This is a genomic window from Ktedonobacter sp. SOSP1-52 (assembly GCF_016587395.1).
Genome location: NZ_BNJH01000002.1, coordinates 1,275,274 through 1,298,937, shown reverse-complemented (window position 1 = coordinate 1,298,937; position 23,664 = coordinate 1,275,274). Strand labels below are relative to the sequence as shown.

Genomic DNA, 23,664 nt, shown 5'->3' with positions numbered 1-23,664 from the left:
TACGCTATCAATGAGAAGAATGCAGGGTATGTGCAACGCCTAAGAACACACCTCGCTCCTTTTGCGCGAACACAAAGGCCTGAAGATGTGATATGGGATATCTCCATGACACCTGTAGGGGTAGATACCCTTGCCTATTTTGAGCAACAGCTTCAGAGGACAAGGGCCGCTGTGTTATTGCTTGATGCCGATTTTTTTGCATCTTCCTTTCTCCTTGATCAAGCACTGCCGTTGTTGTTTAAGGCTGTCGAACAAGGGACGCTTCGTATTTTTCCTGTGATTGTTGGTCCTTGTCAACTTGAACTCTATCCAGAGATTGCTCGTTATTATCCTGCTCATGATAGTTCTCGTCCGTTATGGGTTACGGCCCCTCAGCGGCGCGAAGAGTGGTGGGCTCAGGTAGCACAGACCATTTATACGGCAGCGTTTGTTTCAGATGAACAGCATGGGAAGCAACTTTCTCATGCAGAAGAGATTGCTTCTGAACAAAAGGCGAATGTTCATCCACGCAAGCAGCAAAATATACGCCAGCCAGGCCTCTTTGATCAGCCGTTGATGAATCCATCGTTTCCTGTTACGCTCGATCATCCTCAAGGAACAGTAATTGGCGAACATAATACTGTTACAATATCGTTCTACAATACAACCCCTGCCACTCCAGTGGCCTCTGAGCCACCACTGCAACTAGATGATTTTCTTGCTGTGTATCGTGAAAAATTGCATGATGACCCAGAGATCGCGAAGCTTCAAATTCTAGGGATGCGAGAACCACTTTCCGTGTCTGATCTCTATGTAAGAGTACGCCTGCATGATGATCCACGCCCCCATTCACGTCTAGATCATGAGCAGCAGCAATTGCGTGATCCATTGATGGCTTTGCAGCAAAGACAGGCATGGGTTGAGCGCCGCTCCTCCTCCTCAATGGATCCTGCCGAGGCTGTAAAAAGGCATCGTAGTTGTGTCATTGTGGGAGATCCTGGCGCTGGAAAAACGACGTTACTTAAGCGCCTGGCACTGTCAGTAATCGATGGGGCATTGGAAGATATGCCTGTTTTGCCAATCTATATCAAGCTCCACAAAGTTGCCAGGAAGCAGCAGTTTGATCTCTTCACTGCGTCTGTAGACGTATTAGTTGCATATGGTTTTTCGTCTACACAGGTTACACCGCTGCTTGAGGAACGTATGGAGGCAGGCGATGTTTTATTGCTGCTCGATGCGCTGGATGAGACGGTGGTTGGTGAGACAAGTCAGGCTGCCGAAGAGTCGTACCGACAGGTTCATGAGGCGATCCTCAATATGAAACGGCGATTTCATCGTGCTCCTGTTGTGGTAACTGCGCGTAAAGCTGGCTACTTTCAACGTGGACAGCTTCCAGGTTTTACTGAATTAGAGATTCTGGATTTTTTACCTAAGGATATTGAAGAGTTTATAGGCAAGTGGTTTAGTCATGGCAGCGAAGAGCGTCAAGCCCTTGGTCCACGTTTGACTGCTGCACTCAAAAATAGTCCACGGATTGCTACCCTGATTGCCAATCCTCTATTGCTCTCCCTTTTAGCGATTACCTATGAGCATGATGATCCAACATTGCCTGAGAGTCGCGCAGATCTTTACAAACGTTGTGTTGATACTCTGCTTTCTCGCTGGGACGCTGATCGCTTTATTTCTCGGCACCATATCTTGAACCGCGAGGATCGCAAGCAACTGCTTCAACAAGTGGCCTGGCATTTTCATCAACAAGGCTTGCGCTACTTTAGTAAGAGGGATCTTCGCCCCCTTGTGGGGGATTTTCTGGAAAGTTTGGGAAAATCCCCAACGTTAATGGAAGCTGTTCTGCAAGAAATTGCGGGTGAAGAAGGCCTGTTACGTGAGCAGGCCGATGAGGTCTATGGCTTTCTTCATCTGACCATACAAGAATACTTTGTTGCTGTATTTGCGAATGAAGATATGAATCTTTTATTGCCTTACTTGGGGTCTCCTTGGTGGGAAGAGATTGTATTACTTTTTGCCGGGCAGGTACGCGATGCCAGCGCTTTGCTTACCCACTTGGTAACTTATCGTGGAGTTGATGAAGTTCCCGAAGATATATTCTCAACGAAGTTAATTCTGGCTGGACGCTGCCTTGCTGCGCGCCCACGCCTGAGCACTAACAGGTCGTTACGTGATACGATTCCGCAACGCCTTTTTCAACTCCTTGAAGAGGCTCCTTATGCGCTTCTACGACAACATGCTGCGGAAGTGTTGACTGAGATCGCACGCACTGATCCTGATGGCGGTATAGCGGGGAGATTGTTGTCATATGCACAGACAACTTCAGAAGATGGCTCTCTTCTACCGCTGGATGTGTTATTTGAGGCATTGAGCTCCTTTGGGTCAGAGCAATTGGCCTCTCGCCTGCTTCATCTTTCACTCGAACAGCGTACACTGACTGCCTATCCATTTTTTCTAGATATTTTTAGCCGATATGGCACGGCTGACATGGCATCTCATCTGTTACCTCTTCTTGAGGATACTCAGGCTGATAGTTGGTTTCGTATGGATGTGATTTCCCTGCTTGGGGTGATAGGTGATCGTAGTATTGTGCCCACATTACATCGTCTACTTCGCGATACGCAACAGGATGAATTGCTTCAAGTAGCGTGTATTAAGTCTCTGGCGGTGCTCAAGGATGTTTCCGTCGTGCCAGTTCTGCTTGCTTTTCTTGCAGATCCTCGTACTTCGAAGACGTTACTTTCTACAAGCATTACAGCATTAGTACGAATAAGAGATCGCTCTATTGTTGCTGATGTGGTTCAACTCCTCTCAGATCCGTTCCTGTCTGAGGAGGTTCGAATAGAAATCTCACGTTTAGTTGATGTGTTATATGAGGAGAGTGTCCTCGCGTATCTGGTATCGCTCCTTCATGATAGCTTTCTTGGAGCTGGTTTGCGCGCTCGTATTGCCGCTCTGCTTGTTCGCCGAGGCGGTCCTACCTTTGAAGAAGACTTAATGCACCTATTGCGTGATGAGACAACAAATATTTCCATTCGCTGCGCCATTATACGAGGATACGGACTACAGGGGAATATTGCGTATCTTCCTCTCCTGCAAAAATTGACCTCAGAGAAGCAACCAGAAGAGGTGCATAACGAAGCCGTTTTAGCCCTTGCGATGTTGGGAGATCATCATGCATTTCAAGTACTGTTACAGCTCTGTATGCAGAAGCGATTTGCTGAACGGCACCAGAGGCAGTTAGCTCTTCGATGTCTTGCTCTCCATAGTGATATAGCAGAACTATTACCTCTTCTTGAAGGCACTACATTGCCTCTAGAGTGGAGGATATATCTTGTGCTCCAGCTTAGGAAGAGAGATGAGAAGACTGTTATTCCGCCTTTGCTGGAACTACTACATAGGCGTGTCATTATTCGGGAGGTGCGTGCTGTCATTGCGGACGTTATTGGAATGCTTGCCGATGATGAAGCGACTGTGCATCGGTTAGTTGACTTGTTACCTGGTTCTGATATAGCTGATTCAATCCATCAAGCTCTCTGGGCTGTCTGTCGTCGTGCTGGTGTCACTGTTATCGCCAGTGGTCCTGGTAACATGCAGTTACGCGTTGAGAAAAGGTATCACTAGTTTTGCTATAAATCCTTTTTATTTATTTTTAGGTAGTAAACACGCGAGTGTCTATTGACAACTCTTTAGTAGAAATGATAGCCTTATTTACACGTATTGGTATTTTTGTTGTTTAGACTTGCACTTCTGCTAGAATTTGAGATGGTACTATGCTACTCAATGAGTATGAAATTCCGTCGCAAGTTATCTTAGATCTCTCTTCTATTGAGCGTATCGCTGAATTCTTTGCTGCCCTTGGCTATAACCCGAATCCTGAAGGTTTTCCTCAGTCCACGGATGCCCTAAAAAACAATTTACATCCAAGCGATGAAGAATTGCGTAACAAAATACGCTGGATGCGTCAAATCGGTTTTCGCAGCGATGTTTCTTTTTCCAAATTTTATGTTTATGTGTATGTTCTCCCATCTCTTACACAGACACTAATAAAAAGAATATTTCGTGATCTGAGCAAACACGAGGGCGATTATCTCGTAGTCGTTTGTGACGAGAAAATTGAAGAAATTGATATCGTTTATATTGATCGCACTCTTGGAACCAATACACATTTTGTCACGCAGCCCTCTCTTCCTGGAATACAGCCTGTTTTTCAAAATCCCGTTTCCACTCGTATGCGCCTTCTTTCTATCAAGCGTTCAAACCCTTCCCATGTGGTTCGCCGTGTTTTGAATCGTTTTCGCTGGCCCACAAACCGGAGTGTGGCTACACAATGTGAAATTCTGAGTAGTGCATATGATGTGGCCGAGTGGAGTGAGGAATATTTTAATAACCGTGCACTTTTCTCAGATCACTATCTGACGACAAATGTTCCTGCACAAGATGAATGGCTTGACTCACGAAACAACATGCGTGAGGCAAATCACTTAACAGCAGCTTACCAGGGGTTACGTAGGCGTTACGATGATGCAGCCGATACATTTTTTGAGCAGCCGAGTGGAGCCATGAGGAAGCAGCTCATTGAACCAGCGCTCAGGATCCTTGGCTTTGCAATAGAGACCTCATCTCAGCCGTATACCCTTGATGATGAGCATCGTCGTCTCCCTGACTACACACTTTATGTACCAGATGATATGGGACAGCCTACATCAAAAGTAGCAATTTGCTTGGCCTATAAGTGGGGGCGTAATTTAGACGGTTATGAAGAGGTAGATGATGTACTGGGGGTGACATCTCTTGACCCGACTGATCGCGAAAATCCAGGCGCTGTAGTGGTGAGTTTACTTGATCAGGAAAAGGTTGACTGGGCTTTCTTAACAAATGGACGCACGTGGCGTCTTTATTCGGCCAAAACTCATAGCCGGGCTACTAATTACTATGAAATAGACCTCGATGAAACACTTGCAATGCCGCGCGATCATGCCGATGCGAAAGAAGCGTTTCGCTATTTCTGGTTCTTTTTTCGAGCTAATGCTTTTCTTCCAAAGAAGCATGATGGCTATGAAGAAGACCTTTCGTTTCTTGATTGGCTATTGCGTGAGTGTGAGCGTTATGCGCTGGCCCTTGGTGATTCGCTGAAGAAGAATATCTTCGAAGAGGTGTTTACCTATTTTGCTGGAGGACTGGTGCATGATGCCCAACGCCAAGGAGCACTCCCTGAGAACATGGGGATATTGACATTCGAGGAGCGGGATAGCCTACTGAAGCCTTTCTTTAATGCTACCCTGACCTTGCTTTATCGGTTACTCTTTTTGCTCTATGCTGAGAGCCGATATCTGTTGCCACTACATGAGCGACGTGGTTTCTACCCCTATAGTTTGACAAATCTTAAGGCTGAAATTGCTAGGCTCGCTGAGAGCAATGAAGTTCAGGTTCGTGCGAAATTGCAACAACACTATAGTGATAAGACGTATGACCTCTATACTCGTTTACAGGCGCTTTTTGAAGCTATTGATCGAGGTCGTGAGGATTGGAACGTGCCGGTCTATAATGGCGGTCTTTTTGCGACCCAAAGTGCTATTACGTGTCAACCTGTTACACCTGCAAGTTGGAAGGAGTTGATCGATTCATCAACTCCGGAAGAGGTTGTGACCTACATTCTGGCAACCTTTCGTGTGCCTGATCTTTCTCTATCGCTCGGCCTTGACAAACTGACTCGTGGGGTAGACCTAGCTCGTCATGAATTAGTCTCTATTGATTATAAGAGTCTTGGGGTGCGCCAACTTGGGAGTATCTACGAAGGGTTGCTCGAGTTCAAACTGCGTATCGCTCTTGAAGAAATGGTTGTCATCAAGGAAAAGTATCTTCCCTTGAGTGAGGCGGTTCGTGGGGGAAGTTATGTTGCTGGGAGAACAACTGTTATTCAGGCGAATGAGCTGTATATCGAAAATGATCGTCAGGAGCGCAAGGTAACTGGAAGCTATTATACTCCCGATTATATTGTTGAGTACATTATTGAGCAGACCGTTGGCCCAGCTCTGGATATGAAAGAAGCACAGTTGCTGCCAAAATTTCGTTCATTTGAACAACAGATTTTGCAGCGCCAGCGTGAGAGCCGGGTTTTACAGCTACGCAATATGGTCGCAACAGATCTCAGCGATATTTACAAAGGCTATCAGCATCTTGTGGATGAATTCTTTGACATAAAGGTGCTTGATCCAGCCATGGGAAGTGGACACTTTCTCGTCGAAGCTGTTGATTATATCACGCGCCGCATGCTTAAGTTTCTTGATCAGGTACCAACAAATCCTGTGCGCTATGAGCTGAAAAAAATTGAACTCTCTATTGCTGAGGAGATGGAGCGACAGCATATTGTCATTGATCGCTCGAAGTTGACAGAAATCAATCTGCTCAAACGACAAGTTCTCAAGCGTTGTATCTATGGCGTAGATGTCAATCCTATGGCTGTCGAATTGGCAAAAGTGAGCGTTTGGCTAGATAGTTTTACTCTTGGTGCTCCACTTTCCTTTCTTGATCATCACCTTAAGACGGGAAACTCACTCATCGGTACAAGGATAAACGAGGTACGCAAAGCCATTGAGGAGGGGCAACTCTCACTCTTTGGCAATAATATCTGGGCTGGTGCGCTCCTTTCAACAGAAGGCATGATTCGTGTAAGTAAACTTACGGATGTAACACCAGGACAAGCACATGAGAGCAAAGACGAATATATGCGCTCTGAAGCTGCAATTGCTCCTTACAAACGTCTATTAGATGTCTACTTGAGCCGTTGGTTTACTAATTCAGTTGTGGCGAGTAAACGTGATAAGGTCAACAAAGATAAGGCTCTCGATTTCTTACGATCTGATGAAGCGCAGATCTGGGTAGAAAATGGTACTCAGCAGCAATTCAATGAAGAGCAGCTTGAGATACTAGAGAATGCTGAGCGCGACGATAAAGAATACCGCTTTTTTCATTGGGAACTGGAGTTCCCAGAGATCTTTATTGATCTAAAGCATGCTAGCTTGAAAGATAATCCAGGCTTTGATGTTGTAATTGGTAATCCTCCTTATGGATTAATTAATCAGGAGTTGTTAAAGAAATTTTGTCAAACTCTCTTTGAGGCAGCAGAGTACCAAATAGATGCTTATGTTTTATTTATGGAACAGGGCTGCTATCTTGCCCATAAACAAGGTTTTTGGGGATTTATAGTTCCAACTACATATGTAAGTATGCATTACTTTTCAAAGCTTCGTTACTTTATTTTAACTCATAGTCTACCAAAGGAGCTGATAAAGTTAAAATTCTCTGTGTTTGAAGATGCAACTGTAGAGTCTTCGATTATTATTTTACAAAATGCTACTGGAATACAAGATGAACTTGCTGCTGGCAAGGCTTTTGTATACGAATCAGCTGATGAGTTTATGTCTCGTACAAAAATTCCAGTTATTTTTAATATTAAAGATATATTGGCGTCAGAAAAGCATAACTTTTCCTTTTTACAAGACACTAAAAACTCTCAACTTATAAAACATCTGCAATCAGTAGCTTGGAAGTTATCTGAGATATGTGTCATGACGGTAGGTATTAAGCCATATCAAGTAGGGAAAGGAACTCCAAAACAAACAACCGCTACTGTTCAAAATCGAGTTTTTGATGCCACTTCTAGATTAAATGAGACATATCATCGATATCTTATGGGGCGTGATATCAATAGATATGCAATAACTGCGGTGGTAGAGAGGTGGATTGCTTACGGCGATTGGCTGGCTGAACCACGTCATTCAGCACCATTTTTCGAACCTTCTAAAATTCTTGTCAGGCAAACAGCTGACTCCATAATTGCGGTTCGTGATGAGGAGCAATTTATTACGCTTAACAACCTACATAATATAAAGGTTGTTCATCCTCAACTTAATGATCATTATGTGCTTTCTTTGCTTAACGCCAAATTATCCACTTTTTATCATCAAACACAAGTTGGTGAAGCGGGTCGAGTCTTTGCCGAGGTAAAGTTAGTTGACTTGGAAAAATTGCCTATTCGTCGGATTCAATTTGTAACTCCTAAAGAGGAACGAAATGCTGCCTTGAAACAGGTAAAGCAACTTTTTGAGCGTTTCCTTCGGGATGCTGATTCAACATTAATATTAACTTTTGTTGATCAATGCTTGCAATGTGAACCAGAGGCTTCAGATATTGTGCACGATTTACTAGCATATCTAGCTCAAGTGATGCTAAGCTTCAATAAAGAAAAGTATGCTATTCAGCGTGAATTCCTTGATTATCTTACCTCTATTCTTCGGATTCAGCCACAACCTGATAAGAATGGTAAGGTGGGTATTGATGCTATGAAATATAAAGCAGAATTGCTTAACTACTCTGGTGATTATCAAAAGAATGAGCCTCATCTCACCTTCGAGCAGCTAAAGGGAATCCTTCTAGAGAGCAGCAATAAGAAACGTTACTTAATGCCCTTGACTGCAGGTGTACTAGCGGATATTGAGAAGGCTTACCAGAATAATCTGCCTGAAGTGCTGCAACTCAAGAAACGTCTACAACGCACTGTCTACCTTGTTGACCAAGTCGTCTATCGCCTCTATGACCTGAATGACGAAGAGATCCAAGTGGTTGAAGGTGAGGTACAGTAGTGGAGTCTGTTGAGCCTGTTAACAAACAATTGAGCCTGCCACTCGATGAAGATGGCGTGCAAACCAAAACGCTCGATGAACTTCCCTTTGTAATCGATAACCAACAATACATGATGAGTGATGTTCTCAATACTTTACTAGAACATCACCAGGGGCACGCTCTCGATATTGCAACGGCTTATTTCAACATTGGTGGATGGCGTCTTCTGCAAGAACGCCTCACTGCTCTTGCTTCTTTCCGCCTACTCCTTGGAGATGAGCCTGAGGTTGGTGCTGACATTGGTCTGCGTGAGATTGGAGCCAGGCCTGTGAAAAGGCTCATTCAGGAGCTGTCTGAGGTGAGCTTCAATGAACAGATGCTTCGTCTTGTTGAGACGCTGGTCGCTTTTTTACGCCAGGATTCTGTACAGGTACGTCGATATACCTCTTCCTTTCTCCATGCCAAATGTTATCTCTTCTATAATGATAGCGATTTTGCGCGTTTCTCTCCCCATACGGCCATTGTTGGCTCGTCCAATTTTACCCGTGCGGGTCTCTATGCGAGTAAAGAGTTGAACCTGGTGCATCGAGCCGCCTTACTTCCTGGGGAAATAGATCCTGAGCGCCTCAAAGGCATTATGGAGCGACCTGAGCGGAAGCAATTGACGCAAATGGACGAAGATCAGCGTGTCCTGGCTGGTAACGTTCCAGGATTGCTTGCCATGAACCAACTCTCCCAATGGTATGAGCAACATTGGGAGGTCTCCCAGGATTTTAAATCGGAGCTCTTAGAACTGCTCAATGCCTCCAAGTTTGGGCAGAAGGAATATAGTCCCTATCAGGTGTACATGAAGGCGATTTATGAGTATTTCCGCGATGACTTGGAGATGGAACAAGAGGGCAAGCCTGTCGCGCGTTCTGCCGTAGAATTGAGCGAGTTTCAGGAGGATGCGGTTAAAAAGGCCCGGAAGATTCTTGCACGCTATGATGGGGTGATGGTGGCTGATAGTGTGGGGCTGGGGAAAACTTGGATTGGGAAGAAACTGCTTGAAGATTATGCCTACCACTTGCGCTATAAAGCGGTGGTGATTTGTCCGGCGGCATTGCAAAAGATGTGGCATGATGAGCTCCTCAATGCCAGTATTGCCGCGCAGATCGTGACCCAGGAGGCGCTGGGGCGCGAGGAATTTGACCTAAACAATGTTGCCGATGCGGATGTGATCCTGATTGATGAAAGTCATAACTTTCGGAATCATGCTACTCAGCGTTACGAGAACCTGGAGCGGTTACTGGCCGCGAACCAGCGTCGCGGTGGGATTAGTCATGAGCGCAAGAAAATTATTTTGCTTACTGCTACCCCCATTAATAATGGTGTCTTTGACCTCTATAATCAAATTAACCTCTTTACCGGTGGTGATCGCAGCTATTTTGCCGCAGCGGGTATTGGTGATCTACAACGCTACTTTGCCGCCGCTCGGCAGATGAGTCGCCAACGTGAGAGCAGCATTGCCCTTTTTAACCTGCTTGAAGAAGTGGTGATTCGTCGTACGCGCCCGTTTATCAAGAAAGCGTATCCTGATGCGACGATTAATGGGCAACCTATTCACTGGCCGGAACGTCGACTCCGAACTATTCGTTATCACCTGGAGCACGCTTATAGCGGCATCTATGGCCAGATTGTAGATGGCATTGAGACGTTGCGCCTAGCGCCCTATCGCCTGGAGACGTACAAGAAGAAAGGGGTCGAGCGCGATCAGTTTGAGGAGGGGCGTGAAGAGGCTCTGGTAGGCATTTTCAAGAGCCGCTATTTGAAGCGCTTTGAGAGTAGTATCGAGGCCTTCCGCATTAGCGTGCGGCGTGCGCTGGAGTTCCTCGAAACCTTTGAGAGCTATATCCTTGATGGCAAAGTGCTTGATAGTGCGAGTTTCCAGAAGGCAATGCGGTTCCTTTCGCGTGAGGATGAGGAAGATGATGCTACGGCTATGCCCAACTCACGTGCAGATGACCTGGATGCCAATGTGGAGGCACGCCAGTTCCTGGAGGGTCTGCCCACACTTGAGGCATCCCAGTATGATCTCAAGCGATTGCACAAGGATATTCGGAAAGATGTCGATGCTTTGCGTGTTATTTGGCAGCGTATCAATCTCATTACCCCACAGAATGATGCGAAGTTAGCGCGCCTCAAGGAGTTGCTGGCCGGGGAACTTAAAGGGCAGAAGGTCCTGATTTTTACTTACTATAAAGATACCGCTCGCTACCTCTATCGAGAGCTGTGTGCTAGTGATGCAGCAAGTGAGCAGTGGCGCAGTGAGGCGGGGAATCCGCATATTCGCCGTATGGACAGTGGGGCCGATACCAAAGAGCGGGCACGCCTGGTGGCACAGTTTGCTCCCATCGCAAATAAGCGGACTGATATTATGGGGGCGGACGATGAGATTGATATTTTGATCTCGACGGATGTGCTCTCTGAAGGGCAAAATTTGCAGGATTGCGGTGTACTCATCAACTATGATTTGCACTGGAACCCAACACGTATGATTCAACGGGCTGGTCGTATTGATCGCTTGGGGACGAGCTTTGAGACGCTCTGGGTCCATAATATGTTCCCTGATGATGGGTTGGAGCAACTGCTCAACCTGGTGGAGAGCCTCTCGCGCAAGATTAGTGAGATTGATCGCAACGGTTTGCTTGATGCAAGCATCCTTGGGGAGGTCGTGCATCCTCAAAACTTTAATACGCTCAAAAGGATTGCTGAGGAGGATGGAAGCGTCATTGAAGAGCAGGAACAATTTGCGGAACTGGTTAGCAGCGAGTTCTTGTTACAACACCTCAAAGATCTCCTGGGACAGGGACTTCTACAAAGCCTGACAGATTTGCCCGATGGTATTCATAGTGGGTTGAGACGCCGCGGGGCCAAAGGCGTGTTCTTCTACTTTACTGCACAGGAGAAGAAGCGTCGCCAGTCTGGGGCTGCGCTGAACTTTGAGCGAGGGCAAGTAACGACGACTGGGAAAAAGCAACACTTTTGGCGCTACATTGACCTGGTTGATGGGAGTGCTGACTATGGCGAGATTGAAGAGAACCGGTATCTGATTACCAACCTTATTCAGTGCCAGCCTGATACCCCACGTATTGCTCCCGTACGTGGAGAGGTGAACATCTTTGAGTTACAGGAGAAAGTGATCGCTTCAATCTTGCAGTCTTCGGCTGAGCAAGTGGCTCGTGAGGAAGCACCGCGGGTACTGGATCCTATTCAGCAAACGGTGGCTGCCGTACTGAAGCGTTATCTCAATCATCCTGGAGTGCAGCGCCAGGAGGCTATTGCCGGACTGCAACGGGTGAATGTGCCACAACCACGAGTCTATACGAGAACGTTGCGTAAGGCCTATGATACGTTCAAACGCGATGGGCAGCTGACAAATTTACTTTCAGCTGTGCTCAGTATTGGCGAACAAAGCCCGACTCAGGAACAAGATCGGGAGAAAACTGAGCGGATACGGCGTGAAGACCTCAAGCTGATTTGTTTTGAATACATTTGGTAACTATCATCCTTGAGCTCACTCATTCATAAAATAGGCTCAAGGATAATAGTTTAGTAATGCTTAACTTGAAGGCAAAATATCACTATAAGTAACGTTTACTGATAGTATCTAAGCCACCTCGTCTTTTATGTATCTAATCAGCAATAAGTCTACTTTGCGGTAGAGGCCATAACCTTATCTATTTAAAATTGGGGGAGTACATTATGCTAAATAAATGGTTACAACAGCAAATAAAGATGCTGTCTGCATATAAATTTCCGGTTGTGGATATAACCGAGATTGTTCTACCTGATGATGAGGTGATAAACTACCTTACACTTGCTTTGTTATTAGCACATGGTAATCCATATTTAATAAGAGATCAGTATAATCTTCTTTTAAAAGATGCTGAAGATAATTCCTTAGATATTTTGAAAAACTATCTAGAACAACACATTTTTCCACATTCAAAAAGAATAAGTACTCGCGTAGGTAATTTTGGAGAAGTATTAGCATCTACCTTTCTGATAGAGTTCGAAAATTTCTGGTTCCCTATTTATAAGCTGCGCTACCGTGAAAAAAAAGATTGGGCAATGCGGTTAACCGACCTTTGTTTAATTAAACGTCTAAAAGATGTGAGCCCTTTAGTTTGTTATGGTGAAGTCAAAACTATATCTGGTAATTGTGACAAAGATATAGCGATTAAAGGTCATGATAGTCTGGTTTTAGGGGAGGCTAAAGATGCATTATCAGACCCTGAAATATTGCATTTCATTTCGACAATATTATACGAAACATTCAGATTTGAGGAAGCTGCTTTCATTTCTGAAATTCTGTTAGGCAAAATTAAATATGATAAGAGACACGACCTTTTTATCATACATTCTAAAGAGAAGTGGACTGACGAAATATTAGAACGTCTAGAAGGCCATCCTTTGGATCAAAGATTAGTTGATTTTTCAACTAAAGTTGTCTTGATTTCTCAGTTAAGAAATTTGATTGATACGATTTATGACAGATCTACGACGATTACCAAGGCTTTGACCAAATCAATGGATAAGCAGCAATATCTTGATAATACATATCTAAGCCTCGAGACTCTAATGAAGGATAGGCAGTTTCAAAAGAATCTTGCCCAAGTACAAGCACGCTCGATTCACGAGGAACTTTCATCTATTCAGCCAGATATTCGATACACCTTCAACCTTAGTGATGTCTGGCGAACATGTGATTTTATTTTTTCAAATAGTTCGCTTCTGTTGAGAGAGGGAGCTCAAATCCAGGAAGATGAGCAAAAAAGACAAAAAGTTCTCGCTTCTTTAAAATCTGCTGCTCAGTCTTTTGAATTTTTGTCTAAGTTCTCGGATAAAGAAGAAAAAGAAATTTTATTAATCAATTCTGCAATTTGTTATCATATCGCTGGTTACCATGCAAATGCACAGTGTATAGCTAAGGTTGTAGAGCGAAATTATCTTGTTGAGAGTACTGGAAAACAAAAAGCTTTTACTGAGTTAGATACTGATTTGACTCAGTTTTTCCGTCAAGCTCTTGTATCCTTCTTACGAAGGGATATTGTGAAACTTCAACGTATAACACAAAGCGCACTATCATTTGTAAGGTCGATCCAGGAGAGGCTTATTTCAGATTCACAAGAAGATGATGTGATTTTAAATACGGAAAATCTTTATGGTCACCTCTTTTTTCAAAAGTCTCTTTTGAACTTCACACAGTATTGCATAGAAGGAAGAGCTGAAAGGCTTATTGCAGCGCAGAAAAATATTGAGAAGGCCCATACTTACTTCCAACAAACAGGGGACACAAGATTAGCTGTTATTGCTTCTGAATCAAGGACCCTTTTAAAACTTTTCGAGGATCGAAGTACTTGGTCAAATATTCAATGGTATGGAGAGAATCTAATTGAAAACCCTATATGGAGCACTTATTTAAGGAACCTTACTCTAGAAAAATCAGTAGTTGAATTTTGGGCATCTCAATTGAAAGCTCTCCGTAGCGGGCTTTTAACATCTGAAGATGGTTTTGTAATACAAATGCCAACAAGCGCTGGAAAAACCTTTGTTGCAGAGTTGTCTATACTCGCTACTCTCACTAACTCTCTGCAAAAACGCTGCTTATATATAGCTCCTTATCGTGCCCTAGTAAATGAAATAGAAGATAAATTAGCTGAGATGCTTGGTGCTCTGGGATATCGTGTCTCAACTCTCAATGGAGGATTTGAGTTTGATAACTTTCAAAATTTTCTGGCAGTAGAGTCTCATGTCTTAGTAACAACCCCTGAAAAAGCAGATTTGCTTTTTAGAACCCGTCCTGAGTACTTTGAGAATATATCCACCATTGTTATTGATGAAGGACATATGCTTGATGAAGGAATTCCTGCCGTAGAAGACGTAGGAGAAGATAAAAGGCTTGCTGAAGAGCTTGAGAAAAGTGGCACTCTAGGACGTGGTATTCCGTTAGAAATGCTCATTACACGTTTAAAAAAGAAGATTCCCCAAGTCCGCTTCCTATTTCTGTCAGCTGTTATGTCTGAGATCAACGTTCAAGATTTTGTCGCCTGGCTTTCAAAGAAGGGACAAGAGCCATTAAGAATAGATAAGGCAGAACGTCCTTCCCGACAAACTATTGCAACCTTTAGATGGTCGAAAACTAAAAGTGGCCACAATGGCCAACTTCAATACTATCATGACGATATAACTCCTACATATGTTTCTTATTTTCTTCAAAAAGAACGCTATTACACAGGTCATTTCACACCAACAGGTAAAAGGCAAACAACTACGTGGCCTGATCCAGCTAATAAGGTTCAAACTACAGCAATGCTTGCAGCTATGTTTGCAAAAACAGGCCCCGTATTAGTTTTTTGTGCCATGCCATCTCAAGTAAGAAATGTTGTGGATAATATTATCAAGTCTCTAAAGTATCTTGAATCATCCGAAAAATCACCGAGTGAGCATTTGCGGTTTGTGCCGAAGCCAGCGTTTGAATCATTTGATCTTGCAATGGAGTGGTTAGGTGATGAGCATCCTTTGACAAGAGGACTGCACTATGGAGTTGGATTACATTATGGACCATTACCTGATCCTGTCCGTCAGGCTGTAGAAGATGATTTTAGAGCCGGTAACATTTCTATTCTTGTTTCGACCAACACTCTAGGCCAAGGGGTCAATATGCCGGTTAAGACTGCTATTATCTATAGCCTAGAGAGGACATATGTTGAGGAGGAAGAGCGGAAAACTAAAAAAGTAAAGAAACGTGACTTCTGGAATATTTGTGGGAGAGCAGGGAGAGCAGGTAAGGAAACAGAAGGGCAAATTGTTTTTGTCACAAACTCAAATAATGATTTACAGCTTTTTAAGGAATATCGAAACGAACAAAACATTGAAGTTGTCGAAAGTCCACTGTACCAAGTGCTGGAAGCCTTAATAGAAAAAAGAATTACTCAAGAAGAATTAGCAGAGTATTTGGATCCTCATGTATTGGCTCTCCTTGCGGAAGAAGTGGTAGATACTCAAGATGAAAGTGCGATTACTAATTTTTTACAAACAAGCCTTGTAGGAGTGCAAGCTCAAAGAAATAATTTAAGCCTCAAACCTCTAACCTCTACTATTAACCATACGTCGATGAAAATACACGAGAATGTGCCTGATCAAGCTTTACGAAGTGTATTCGCGTCAACTGGTTTGCGTGTAAATAGTTGTAAGATCCTGGAAAAAGGGGTAGACGCTTTTATTGACGTGCTTGGTAAAGAGATATCTGAAGGAGAAGCAAACAGCTTTTTCCTCGATGAAAGGCTCTTAGAATTTGCATTCCAAGCATGTCAAAATATACCGGAAATGATGTTAGCAAAAAGTGTTAATGCAAACAAACCTGAAAATGAGCTAGAGCTTGTGAAAGATTGGGTGCAAGGCAAGCACATTAGTGAAATACGTTCCAAATATTGGTCTGCTACAGATAAAGAAGATGCGCTTGGAGAATATGTTGCAGATAGAGTGATTTACAAGCTTCCTTGGGGGTTCAATGGTTTCTTGCGAATATTATCTTTCAAGCTTCAAAAAAATTATGATGAGTTACCATTAGCATGGCAGCATCTTCCTTCAATGATGAAGTTTGGAGTTAATAGCGTTTTTGCCTGCTGGGTAAGTAGTTTTGGGATTTCTTCACGCCAGTTAGCTCTGGAGGTCGCAAGACACTATCAACCTACGAATGATGCCCCTTTTATGAGCTTTATCAAATGGCTTGTGAATCTTCCAACTGAATTCATTTTCCAAGATCTACCTCAAGGATCAATTGCTGAAAAAAAACGGTTTATACAAAAAATTAGTAGGATCGTTGCTGACGATGCTCAGTTGCAATTTATCCTGCAGAGACAAACCATATTAGAGTGCTTTATTCAAGGTATTCCTTACGGGAATCGGGCAGAAGTCGCTTTTAGAGTCGAAGTGGGAGATGAACTGGTTTTACAAGCGGAACCCGAGAACCAATTCGATTCGTCCGCGATTCGCATTCTGTATGAAGAAAAACATATAGGATATGTTTCACGTGATAAAGCTAAAATTATCTCTAGAGAAATGCGATTTGGGAAGACATTTCGGGCATATGCAAAAAAAATTGAACCACCTCTGCTTAACTATCCTTATCCGCAAATAATAATAACAATAGTGGGACAAGTTCAATAGTACCGAAGATTAAGACGAAGATCCTCCAATATGATATTGTTCATCTCAGCAATCAAACAGGGGTATTCCCTCTTTCGCCTCACTATTATATACGTAGGAACCGAAGAAAAATAGAGGAAGAGCTGGTAGAAGATGCCATTGCCTGGTGGGCCCGCTGATAAGTTTGGTAACAGCTATGAAGGGCTCTGGACCGTCAATTCCATGATTGAGATTATCAGTGGACGGGCACTTTCCATCTGTATTGAGCCCCTTGGTCCAGAGGGAGAAGGTGTCGAGTTTTGGCTTCAACGTAGAAATGAAAACCGCGAGTACCACCAGGTCAAGCGACAGCATAGCGAGGACGGACGCTGGACATTATCTGTCTTAAATAACAAGATGGTATTGCCTCACTTCCGCAAGAAATTGTGTGGGGACAGTGCGGCTTCCTGCGTATTTGTTTCGATGCATGCCGCCTACCAATTAGACGAACTGGCCGATCGGGCAAGAAGATCTAAATCATGGCGGGAATACCGTGAATCATGCTTGCAAGCGGAGGGGTGGGCGAAAGACTTCGAGAACCTGTGCTTCTACTGGGACAGGTGTTCTGAACAAGAGGCATACGAAGCGCTTCAGCGTATTGAGGTGGAAACGATCAGTGAAAAGCGCCTGTATCGCACTGTCGAAAGCCACTTAGACCTCCTAGTAGAGCGAGATCCGGCTTATAGAAGCGAAGGTGATGCAGCTACTGCCAGAGATATTCTGGCGCAATTCGCCCTGGAAAGCATTCATCACACGTTGACTGCACACGATATCTGGCTTCGCCTGGAAAACCGAGGATATCGTCGGCGCGATTGGGGAAACGATCTTGGTGTCGTGGCGAGCGCCGGGAGAGTCACTGAGCGTTATCGCACTCAGCTTCGCACCACTCTGATTGCTGGCAAAGTGATTCCCCGAAGCGAGGTGAACACGATTCTCCAGACCCTCTTCTCCCCGAAGGACCGTCAAGGCATTCTACTGTCAGCCGAGGCGGGGGCCGGGAAAAGTGGAGTTCTTTTGCAGGTGGTGGAGGCGATTCGCGAGCGAGGGTGGCCAGTTCTCGCATTCCGGGTGGATCGGCTCGAACCAGTCTTAGACCCCGAGGATATTGGTCGACAGCTTAAACTACCAGGTTCGCCCGTCACTGTACTGGCGGCACTTGCCCAGGGACGTGATTGTACCTTAGTGCTCGACCAGATAGATGCTGTCAGTACCACGTCTGGCCGCAATCCGCAGTTTTTTGACTGTATCGAAACACTTATCCAGCAGGCGCAAACGCACCCGCGTATGCACCTCGTACTGGCCTGTCGGAAGTTCGATCTGGAGAACGATTATCGACTTCGCATGCTAGCAGGCAAGGATGGCATCGCCATTCCTCTCACACTTGGCTCCCTCGATGAAGGGACGGTAAGACGTGTCTTACAGGAACTTGGGTTGACCACAGAGCGTCTGACCCAGAAGCAGATCGCATTACTTTCCAATCCCTTCCACCTTAGCTTGCTCACGGGAGGTGCGCAAACCTCTCCCACAGATACTTTCTCATTTCAGACGGCGAAGGATTTGTATTACCAGTTCTGGGACACCAAGGAAATGGCCGTCTCGCAACGCCTGGGCTATGCAGTGCCATGGTCACAAATTATGGATACTCTGGCCGGTACCATGAGTGAGCAGCAGCGCTTGTTTGTGACGGAGCCTACTGTAGACCAGTTCCGACCAGCCATAAAGGCCATGGTCTCTGAACACGTCCTGGTTCAGCATAGCGGTCAGTACGCCTTCTTCCATGAGAGTTTCTTCGATTACGTCTTTGCGCGCCGGTTCGCCGCTCAGGGACGCATGCTGGTCCCTTTCTTGTGCGAGAGCGAGCAGCACCTTTTTCGACGTGCTCAAGTACGTCAGATACTCCTACATGAGCGCGATATCGATCGCGATCACTATCTTGATGACCTGCGATCATTGCTCACTTCTCCCGCTATTCGCTTCCATCTCAAGCAGATTGTTCTCGCGCTCCTGGCGGGTCTCACTGATCCGACGGAAGAAGAATGGATGGCCCTGGCGCCACTCTTGGAGAAGACCGCTGATCCCTTTTCACAAGAGATCTGGCACAAATTGCAGTACTCCACCCCTTGGTTTTGCTTGCTCGATGCACTTGGTATAATTGAACGATGGTTAGCGAGCCAGAATCAAGAGTGCATCGAACAAACTATCCTTCTCCTCGCGCATGCTCAGAGGCAGTTGCCCGATCGTGTAGCGGAGCTGGTCGGACCATACATCGAGGAGGAAGAATGGCACTCTCGCTTCGTCTATATTTTCCAGTGGGCTGATCTCGGTGCAGGGCGCCACTTCTTCGAGCTATTCTTGCGGTGCATCGAGTGTGGGTGGTTAGATGAAACCAAAGATGCCTTAGCCTCTCATCGTAGTCTCTTTTGGACACTGCTCGCTTCTCTCCCAACCCAGCGACCCGAATGGGCCTGTGAGGCAATTGGCCGCTACTTTGATCGCTGCTTACAGCGGGGCACGAATCTCGGTGAGACGCACCCATTTAGTCACAGCTTGAGTATTGTGCCCTATACCTTTCACGGCAACCACGCTCTCATGGAGAGTGCGACTGGGGCTCCTCTTGCATTTTACCGACAGGTATTTCCTTTTATGTATATGGTTATGGGCCTCAACGTAAAAAAAGAAGGGAGCCCACCGTGGCAGGACACTGTCTGGGGAAGAATATCGCACCATTATGGAGGGGGAGACAGCGCACATGATGCTCTGTTGAGTGCAATGGAGCGCGCGCTCTCTCATTTGGCAGTAGATTCTCCAGAAGATTTTGAGCCAATTGCCGATCTGCTCCAATATCTCGATTTTGAGACAGCTCACTATCTGCTACTACGTGGGTATGCGGCCAATGGTACACGCTTTGCGGATGCGGCTGCAAACTACCTCTGCAACCGTACAGTTGACCTCGCGATCGGGTATGGTGGTGATGCCCATCGAGTTACACGGGATCTTATCGAAGCCATCACTCTGCATTGTTCTGAGCGGGCATTCGCGCTGCTAGAGCAGCGCCTCCTGCACTACTACACAGCATACGAACTCAGCGCCAGAAGCTACAAGCACCGCGTGTATTTCGGACAACCCACACTGTTTGGGTATGCCCAGCTGGAGTTACTCGAAGGTATCGCCCCTTTCCGCCGCACTAGGGCTATAACGCGCCGCATCGCAGAATGGCGACGAAAATTTCCTGACGAGGTAATAGAACCTCGCCGATCGCACCAGGGCATAATCGGAGCCTCCTTAGTTGGGTCTCCCATTCCAGATGCAGCAATGGTGAAGATGACGGACAAACAGTGGCTGAGGGCTATTTCCCGCCACCACCACGATATTGTGCAGATACAGCACAATGGTGCCCTTGTGGGCGGTGTGAGCAGGGTATCATCCCAGCTAGAGCGCAGGGTGAAGGAGGAGCCTAGTCGTTTTGCCGCATTGGTACAAGCATTTCCTAATGATGCCCACTCTGGATATTTTGATGCCGTGTTGTGTGGCATAGCCGAGGCACAGATCGATGTGCAGGCCGTGCTCACAGTCTGCAGGCGGTGTCATATCCTGCCAGACAAACCATGCGGCTACTGGATTTGCACAGTGCTTGCAAAGCAAGCGGAGTTCCCTCTTACAGAGGATGCACTGGACATGGTCGCCTGGTATGCAGTGGAGGGAGCGCAACCAGAGTATGAGGAATGGCGCTCCTCAGTTGAGGAGAGCCTGGATCGCCGTACCGACCCCATTACTGCTGCCGGTAGAGTGTCGGTGCGGGGAAATGCGGCGGAGGTGATCGCCCATCTCATTTATCATGATGGTGGGAGAATCCCCTTCTTCCTACCGATCCTGGAACGTATGGTACAAGACCCCTCGATTCCAGTGCGTTCCTGCGTTGCTCTCGCGTTGAGAGCGGTTCTCAGATATGATCGAGAGTCAGCTCTTTCGTTGTTCTCACAGTTGTGCGAGACGGAAGACATCCTATTACAGACCAGCGCCATCGAACAGTTCATTGCACAAGCCCTGCACACGCACTTCACAACGGTCGAACCCATTCTCCAACGGATGCTCCAATCCAGCATACCGAATGTGACCAGAGTGGGCGCGCGATTGATCTGTGTCGCGTCGCTCGTCACAGAACAGGCACGTTCGCTGGTCGAACGCTATCTCTCTGGGGCCGAAGCTCAGAGGATGGGGATGGCTGAGGTATTGACGCTCCACCTTCGGCTGGCGAGTTTCCGCATGTTCTGTGAGCAGGCAATAGTACAGCTCTTCAATGATCCATCAGAAAAGGTGCGTGATCAGGTGGCGACCTGCTTCAATGAGTTTGAAGGTGGGCAACTTGGCGAGTACAGTGGGCTAGTCGAAGCCTTTGTCCAGAGCCAAACCTTTGCCACCAATCCCTACTATTTGATCCATGCTCTGGAAAACACGACGGCGAAACTCCCGGAGATCACCTGCCTGGCATGCGAAACATTTTTCGAGATGATGGCCGAGCGCGGTCTCAGGGTATACGGTCAGTCAATTATCCACACAGATGCCGTTGGGAAGCTCCTACTGAGAGTATACAGCCAACAGAAAGTCAAGGCTCTCCAAACACGTTGTCTTGATCTCATCGATCGGATGTTACAATTTGGGGAGTACAGTCTAAGCCAAGTACTAGCAGAATACGATCGTTGAGAACAGACTCCGTATGATGACTCTTGATTTCCCTGCCCGAGTACCACCTTCTAAACAAGAGTAGCGCTGGTGATGTAATCCATTTCTTCTTGGATCTAAGCTATTATAGTTAACCGATATGTGCCATACTACCTACAAGCAATGAGTCTTGCTTGTTTGATCATGCTGCGAAAGCAGAGAAAGACAGATCTTCACTTTTATACTATACATTCTCTGGTTTCTCTCCTTCTTTGGGTCCAAAGGCTCCGTAAATAAAGCCTAAAAAAAGTATCGGAATGCCAAATGTTATTGCAGCTGCAAGCAACATAGCACCCAACCATTCCATTTGTTTACATCTAATAAGTTGTGCAATGGCAATAATCGCACTAGCGAGTGCCCATGCCAAACCAACATAAATGATTTGTGGTGCGGCGATACCCACTATACAAAGTCCCGCGCCTAGAAACCAGATCGTCAGCGTCAATGTCTTTACCATGGCAGGCGCAATAGCTGTCTTGCGCTGTTTATCGGGACCAAACAAGCCATACAAAAAGCCTGCTCCTGGCGTGAACAGAAGATAGGCACAGTATGTGTGCCAGTTAATAATGCCTCCATCCACAGAAACAATATGTACTGCAAGCGTATATATTGCTCCTGATAGTGGACTCAATAAGAGGAACACCACGAGCCAGACCCATGGCTCCGTGAAGAAGTTAAGGGCAATGCCACAAACACAAAGACCAATGGCGAGAACTGTGGCGGTGAGAGCAAGAGGAGTGAAGCCAAGCCAGAAACCACAGAGCAGTAATAATAGGTCAAAAGTTGCCACAAAAAGAAAGACCCATTTGATGAGAGTGTAAGGAGGAGTCTCTGTAATCAGTAGTTGTACGCGTCTCCACAACGAAAGAGCATTCGGCTGAGAGGATAGCTTCATTGAGTGTGGTGCAGGGGCGGCACGCTCAGTAGTCCTTTTTGTTCGTGAAGAAGATGGAACAGATTGGGCTTTGTCGGGGCGAGGAGTTGCTCTTATAGGAGAGGTTGCTCGTAGGAACGTAGACGCAAACTGGTCCGTTGCCATCTGACCTTGCCTCTTGAGCGTTTCGCCTTGAGGAGCCTCGTATTCTAGTTGTTTCACCAGTGTGATACTATCTGCTCCGTCTATTTCAGCGTTGAGAAGTGTCCCTCTTGCATCAGAGAAGAGGCTAAATTGCGTTGCAGCAGGTTTGTGGATACCAAGAGCTAATAGAAATAATTCTATGCTAGGGTGGCGATCCTCTGGCTCTTTGGCGAGAGCTGTAAGCACGGCTTGTTCGATGCGTGGCGAAAGTGTTGGATTGAGGGAACGTGGAGTCTCAGGTATTTCATATACATGCTGATACTCATATGCACGTTCATCTTCGGGTGTGAATGGTAATTGCCCGGTCAACAACTCATACGCAATGCATCCTAAAGCGTACTGATCGCTTTCTGGTAAAGGTTTCCCTTTGGCTTTAAACTGCTCAGGAGCCATATATGCAGGTGTTCCCAATCCTGCCAAACTTCGTGATTTTGATGCGCCAGTGGCTTGCTTCATTTGAGCGATCCCAAAGTCTGCTAGCAAGGCTTGCCCATTTTTCCCAAAAAGAATGTTCTCTGGTTTGAGGTCTCTGTGAATAATCCCTTGCGAATGAATATACGTCAGGGCGCGACCTATATGAGCCAGAATAAGTAGTGCATTTTGCAAAGAAAGAGGTTTAGGTTGTTGCTTGCGTAAATAGTTGCGTAATGAACCACCTGAAGCATATTCTGATATAAGATAGGGAACATCGTTGTCTATACCGGAATCGAGAATGCGCACAATATTCGAATGCTTAAGATCTGCCAACATTTGGGCTTCTTGAAGGAAGAAAGCTTGCTGCTTGGATGTGTTGAGGTCCTCATGCAAAAATTTAATGGCGGCAGAATTGTGAAGGTAAATATGTTCAGCACGGTAGACTATTCCATATGCTCCCCTTGCAATAACGTCTACAATATTGTAGTTACCGATTTGCGTTCCAATACGCTGATTCATGCCTCAAGCCTCCCTCATGCATGTAAAAATGGTATATAAAAGCAAGACCGTAAGCCGTTAGAAAGTATACCATGGGATTTATAAGTTGT

Annotated in this window: 6 protein-coding genes; 5 read left to right on the top strand and 1 reads right to left on the bottom strand. The window is 45.7% G+C overall.

The window, feature by feature from the left end:
• Positions 1-171: 171 nt before the first annotated feature.
• The 5 genes from JMJ16_RS21130 (at position 172) to JMJ16_RS21110 (ending at position 21,546) form a co-directional block, all read left to right on the top strand.
• The gene (locus tag JMJ16_RS21130) at positions 172-3,612 is read left to right on the top strand and encodes a HEAT repeat domain-containing protein (protein ID WP_201384740.1); all 3,441 of its coding nucleotides are present in this window, start codon (positions 172-174) and stop codon (positions 3,610-3,612) included.
• A gap of 149 nt (positions 3,613-3,761) precedes the next feature.
• Positions 3,762-8,633 (top strand): Eco57I restriction-modification methylase domain-containing protein, encoded by a 4,872-nt coding sequence (locus tag JMJ16_RS21125; RefSeq protein ID WP_201384738.1) that lies wholly within the window; start codon positions 3,762-3,764, stop codon positions 8,631-8,633.
• On the top strand, positions 8,633-12,154 hold the full coding sequence (locus tag JMJ16_RS21120; RefSeq protein ID WP_201384736.1) for a helicase-related protein: 3,522 nt from the start codon (positions 8,633-8,635) through the stop codon (positions 12,152-12,154). Before JMJ16_RS21125 ends, JMJ16_RS21120 begins: the two co-directional genes overlap by 1 nt.
• Positions 12,155-12,357: 203 nt before the next feature.
• Entirely contained in the window at positions 12,358-16,827 is a 4,470-nt protein-coding gene (locus tag JMJ16_RS21115; protein WP_201384734.1) for a DEAD/DEAH box helicase, read from the top strand.
• Between the two features lie 132 nt (positions 16,828-16,959).
• Positions 16,960-21,546, top strand: a complete 4,587-nt coding sequence (locus JMJ16_RS21110) for an NACHT domain-containing NTPase (RefSeq protein WP_201384732.1) — start codon at positions 16,960-16,962, stop codon at positions 21,544-21,546.
• Positions 21,547-21,748: 202 nt separating this feature from the next.
• On the opposite strand, the gene JMJ16_RS21105 is transcribed toward JMJ16_RS21110, so the two are convergent.
• Positions 21,749-23,575: a serine/threonine-protein kinase gene (locus tag JMJ16_RS21105; protein ID WP_201384730.1), complete on the bottom strand. Its 1,827-nt coding sequence runs from the start codon at positions 23,573-23,575 to the stop codon at positions 21,749-21,751.
• Between the last annotated feature and the right edge of the window lie 89 nt (positions 23,576-23,664).

What these genes read in the sequence shown, in the direction of transcription:
- JMJ16_RS21115 (WP_201384734.1), top strand. Translation starts at nt 12,358, where the DNA reads ATGCTAAATAAATGGTTACAACAGCAAATAAAGATGCTGTCTGCATAT.
- JMJ16_RS21125 (WP_201384738.1), top strand. Translation starts at nt 3,762, where the DNA reads ATGCTACTCAATGAGTATGAAATTCCGTCGCAAGTTATCTTAGATCTC.
- JMJ16_RS21105 (WP_201384730.1), bottom strand. Translation starts at nt 23,575, where the DNA reads ATGAATCAGCGTATTGGAACGCAAATCGGTAACTACAATATTGTAGAC.
- JMJ16_RS21110 (WP_201384732.1), top strand. Translation starts at nt 16,960, where the DNA reads ATGCCATTGCCTGGTGGGCCCGCTGATAAGTTTGGTAACAGCTATGAA.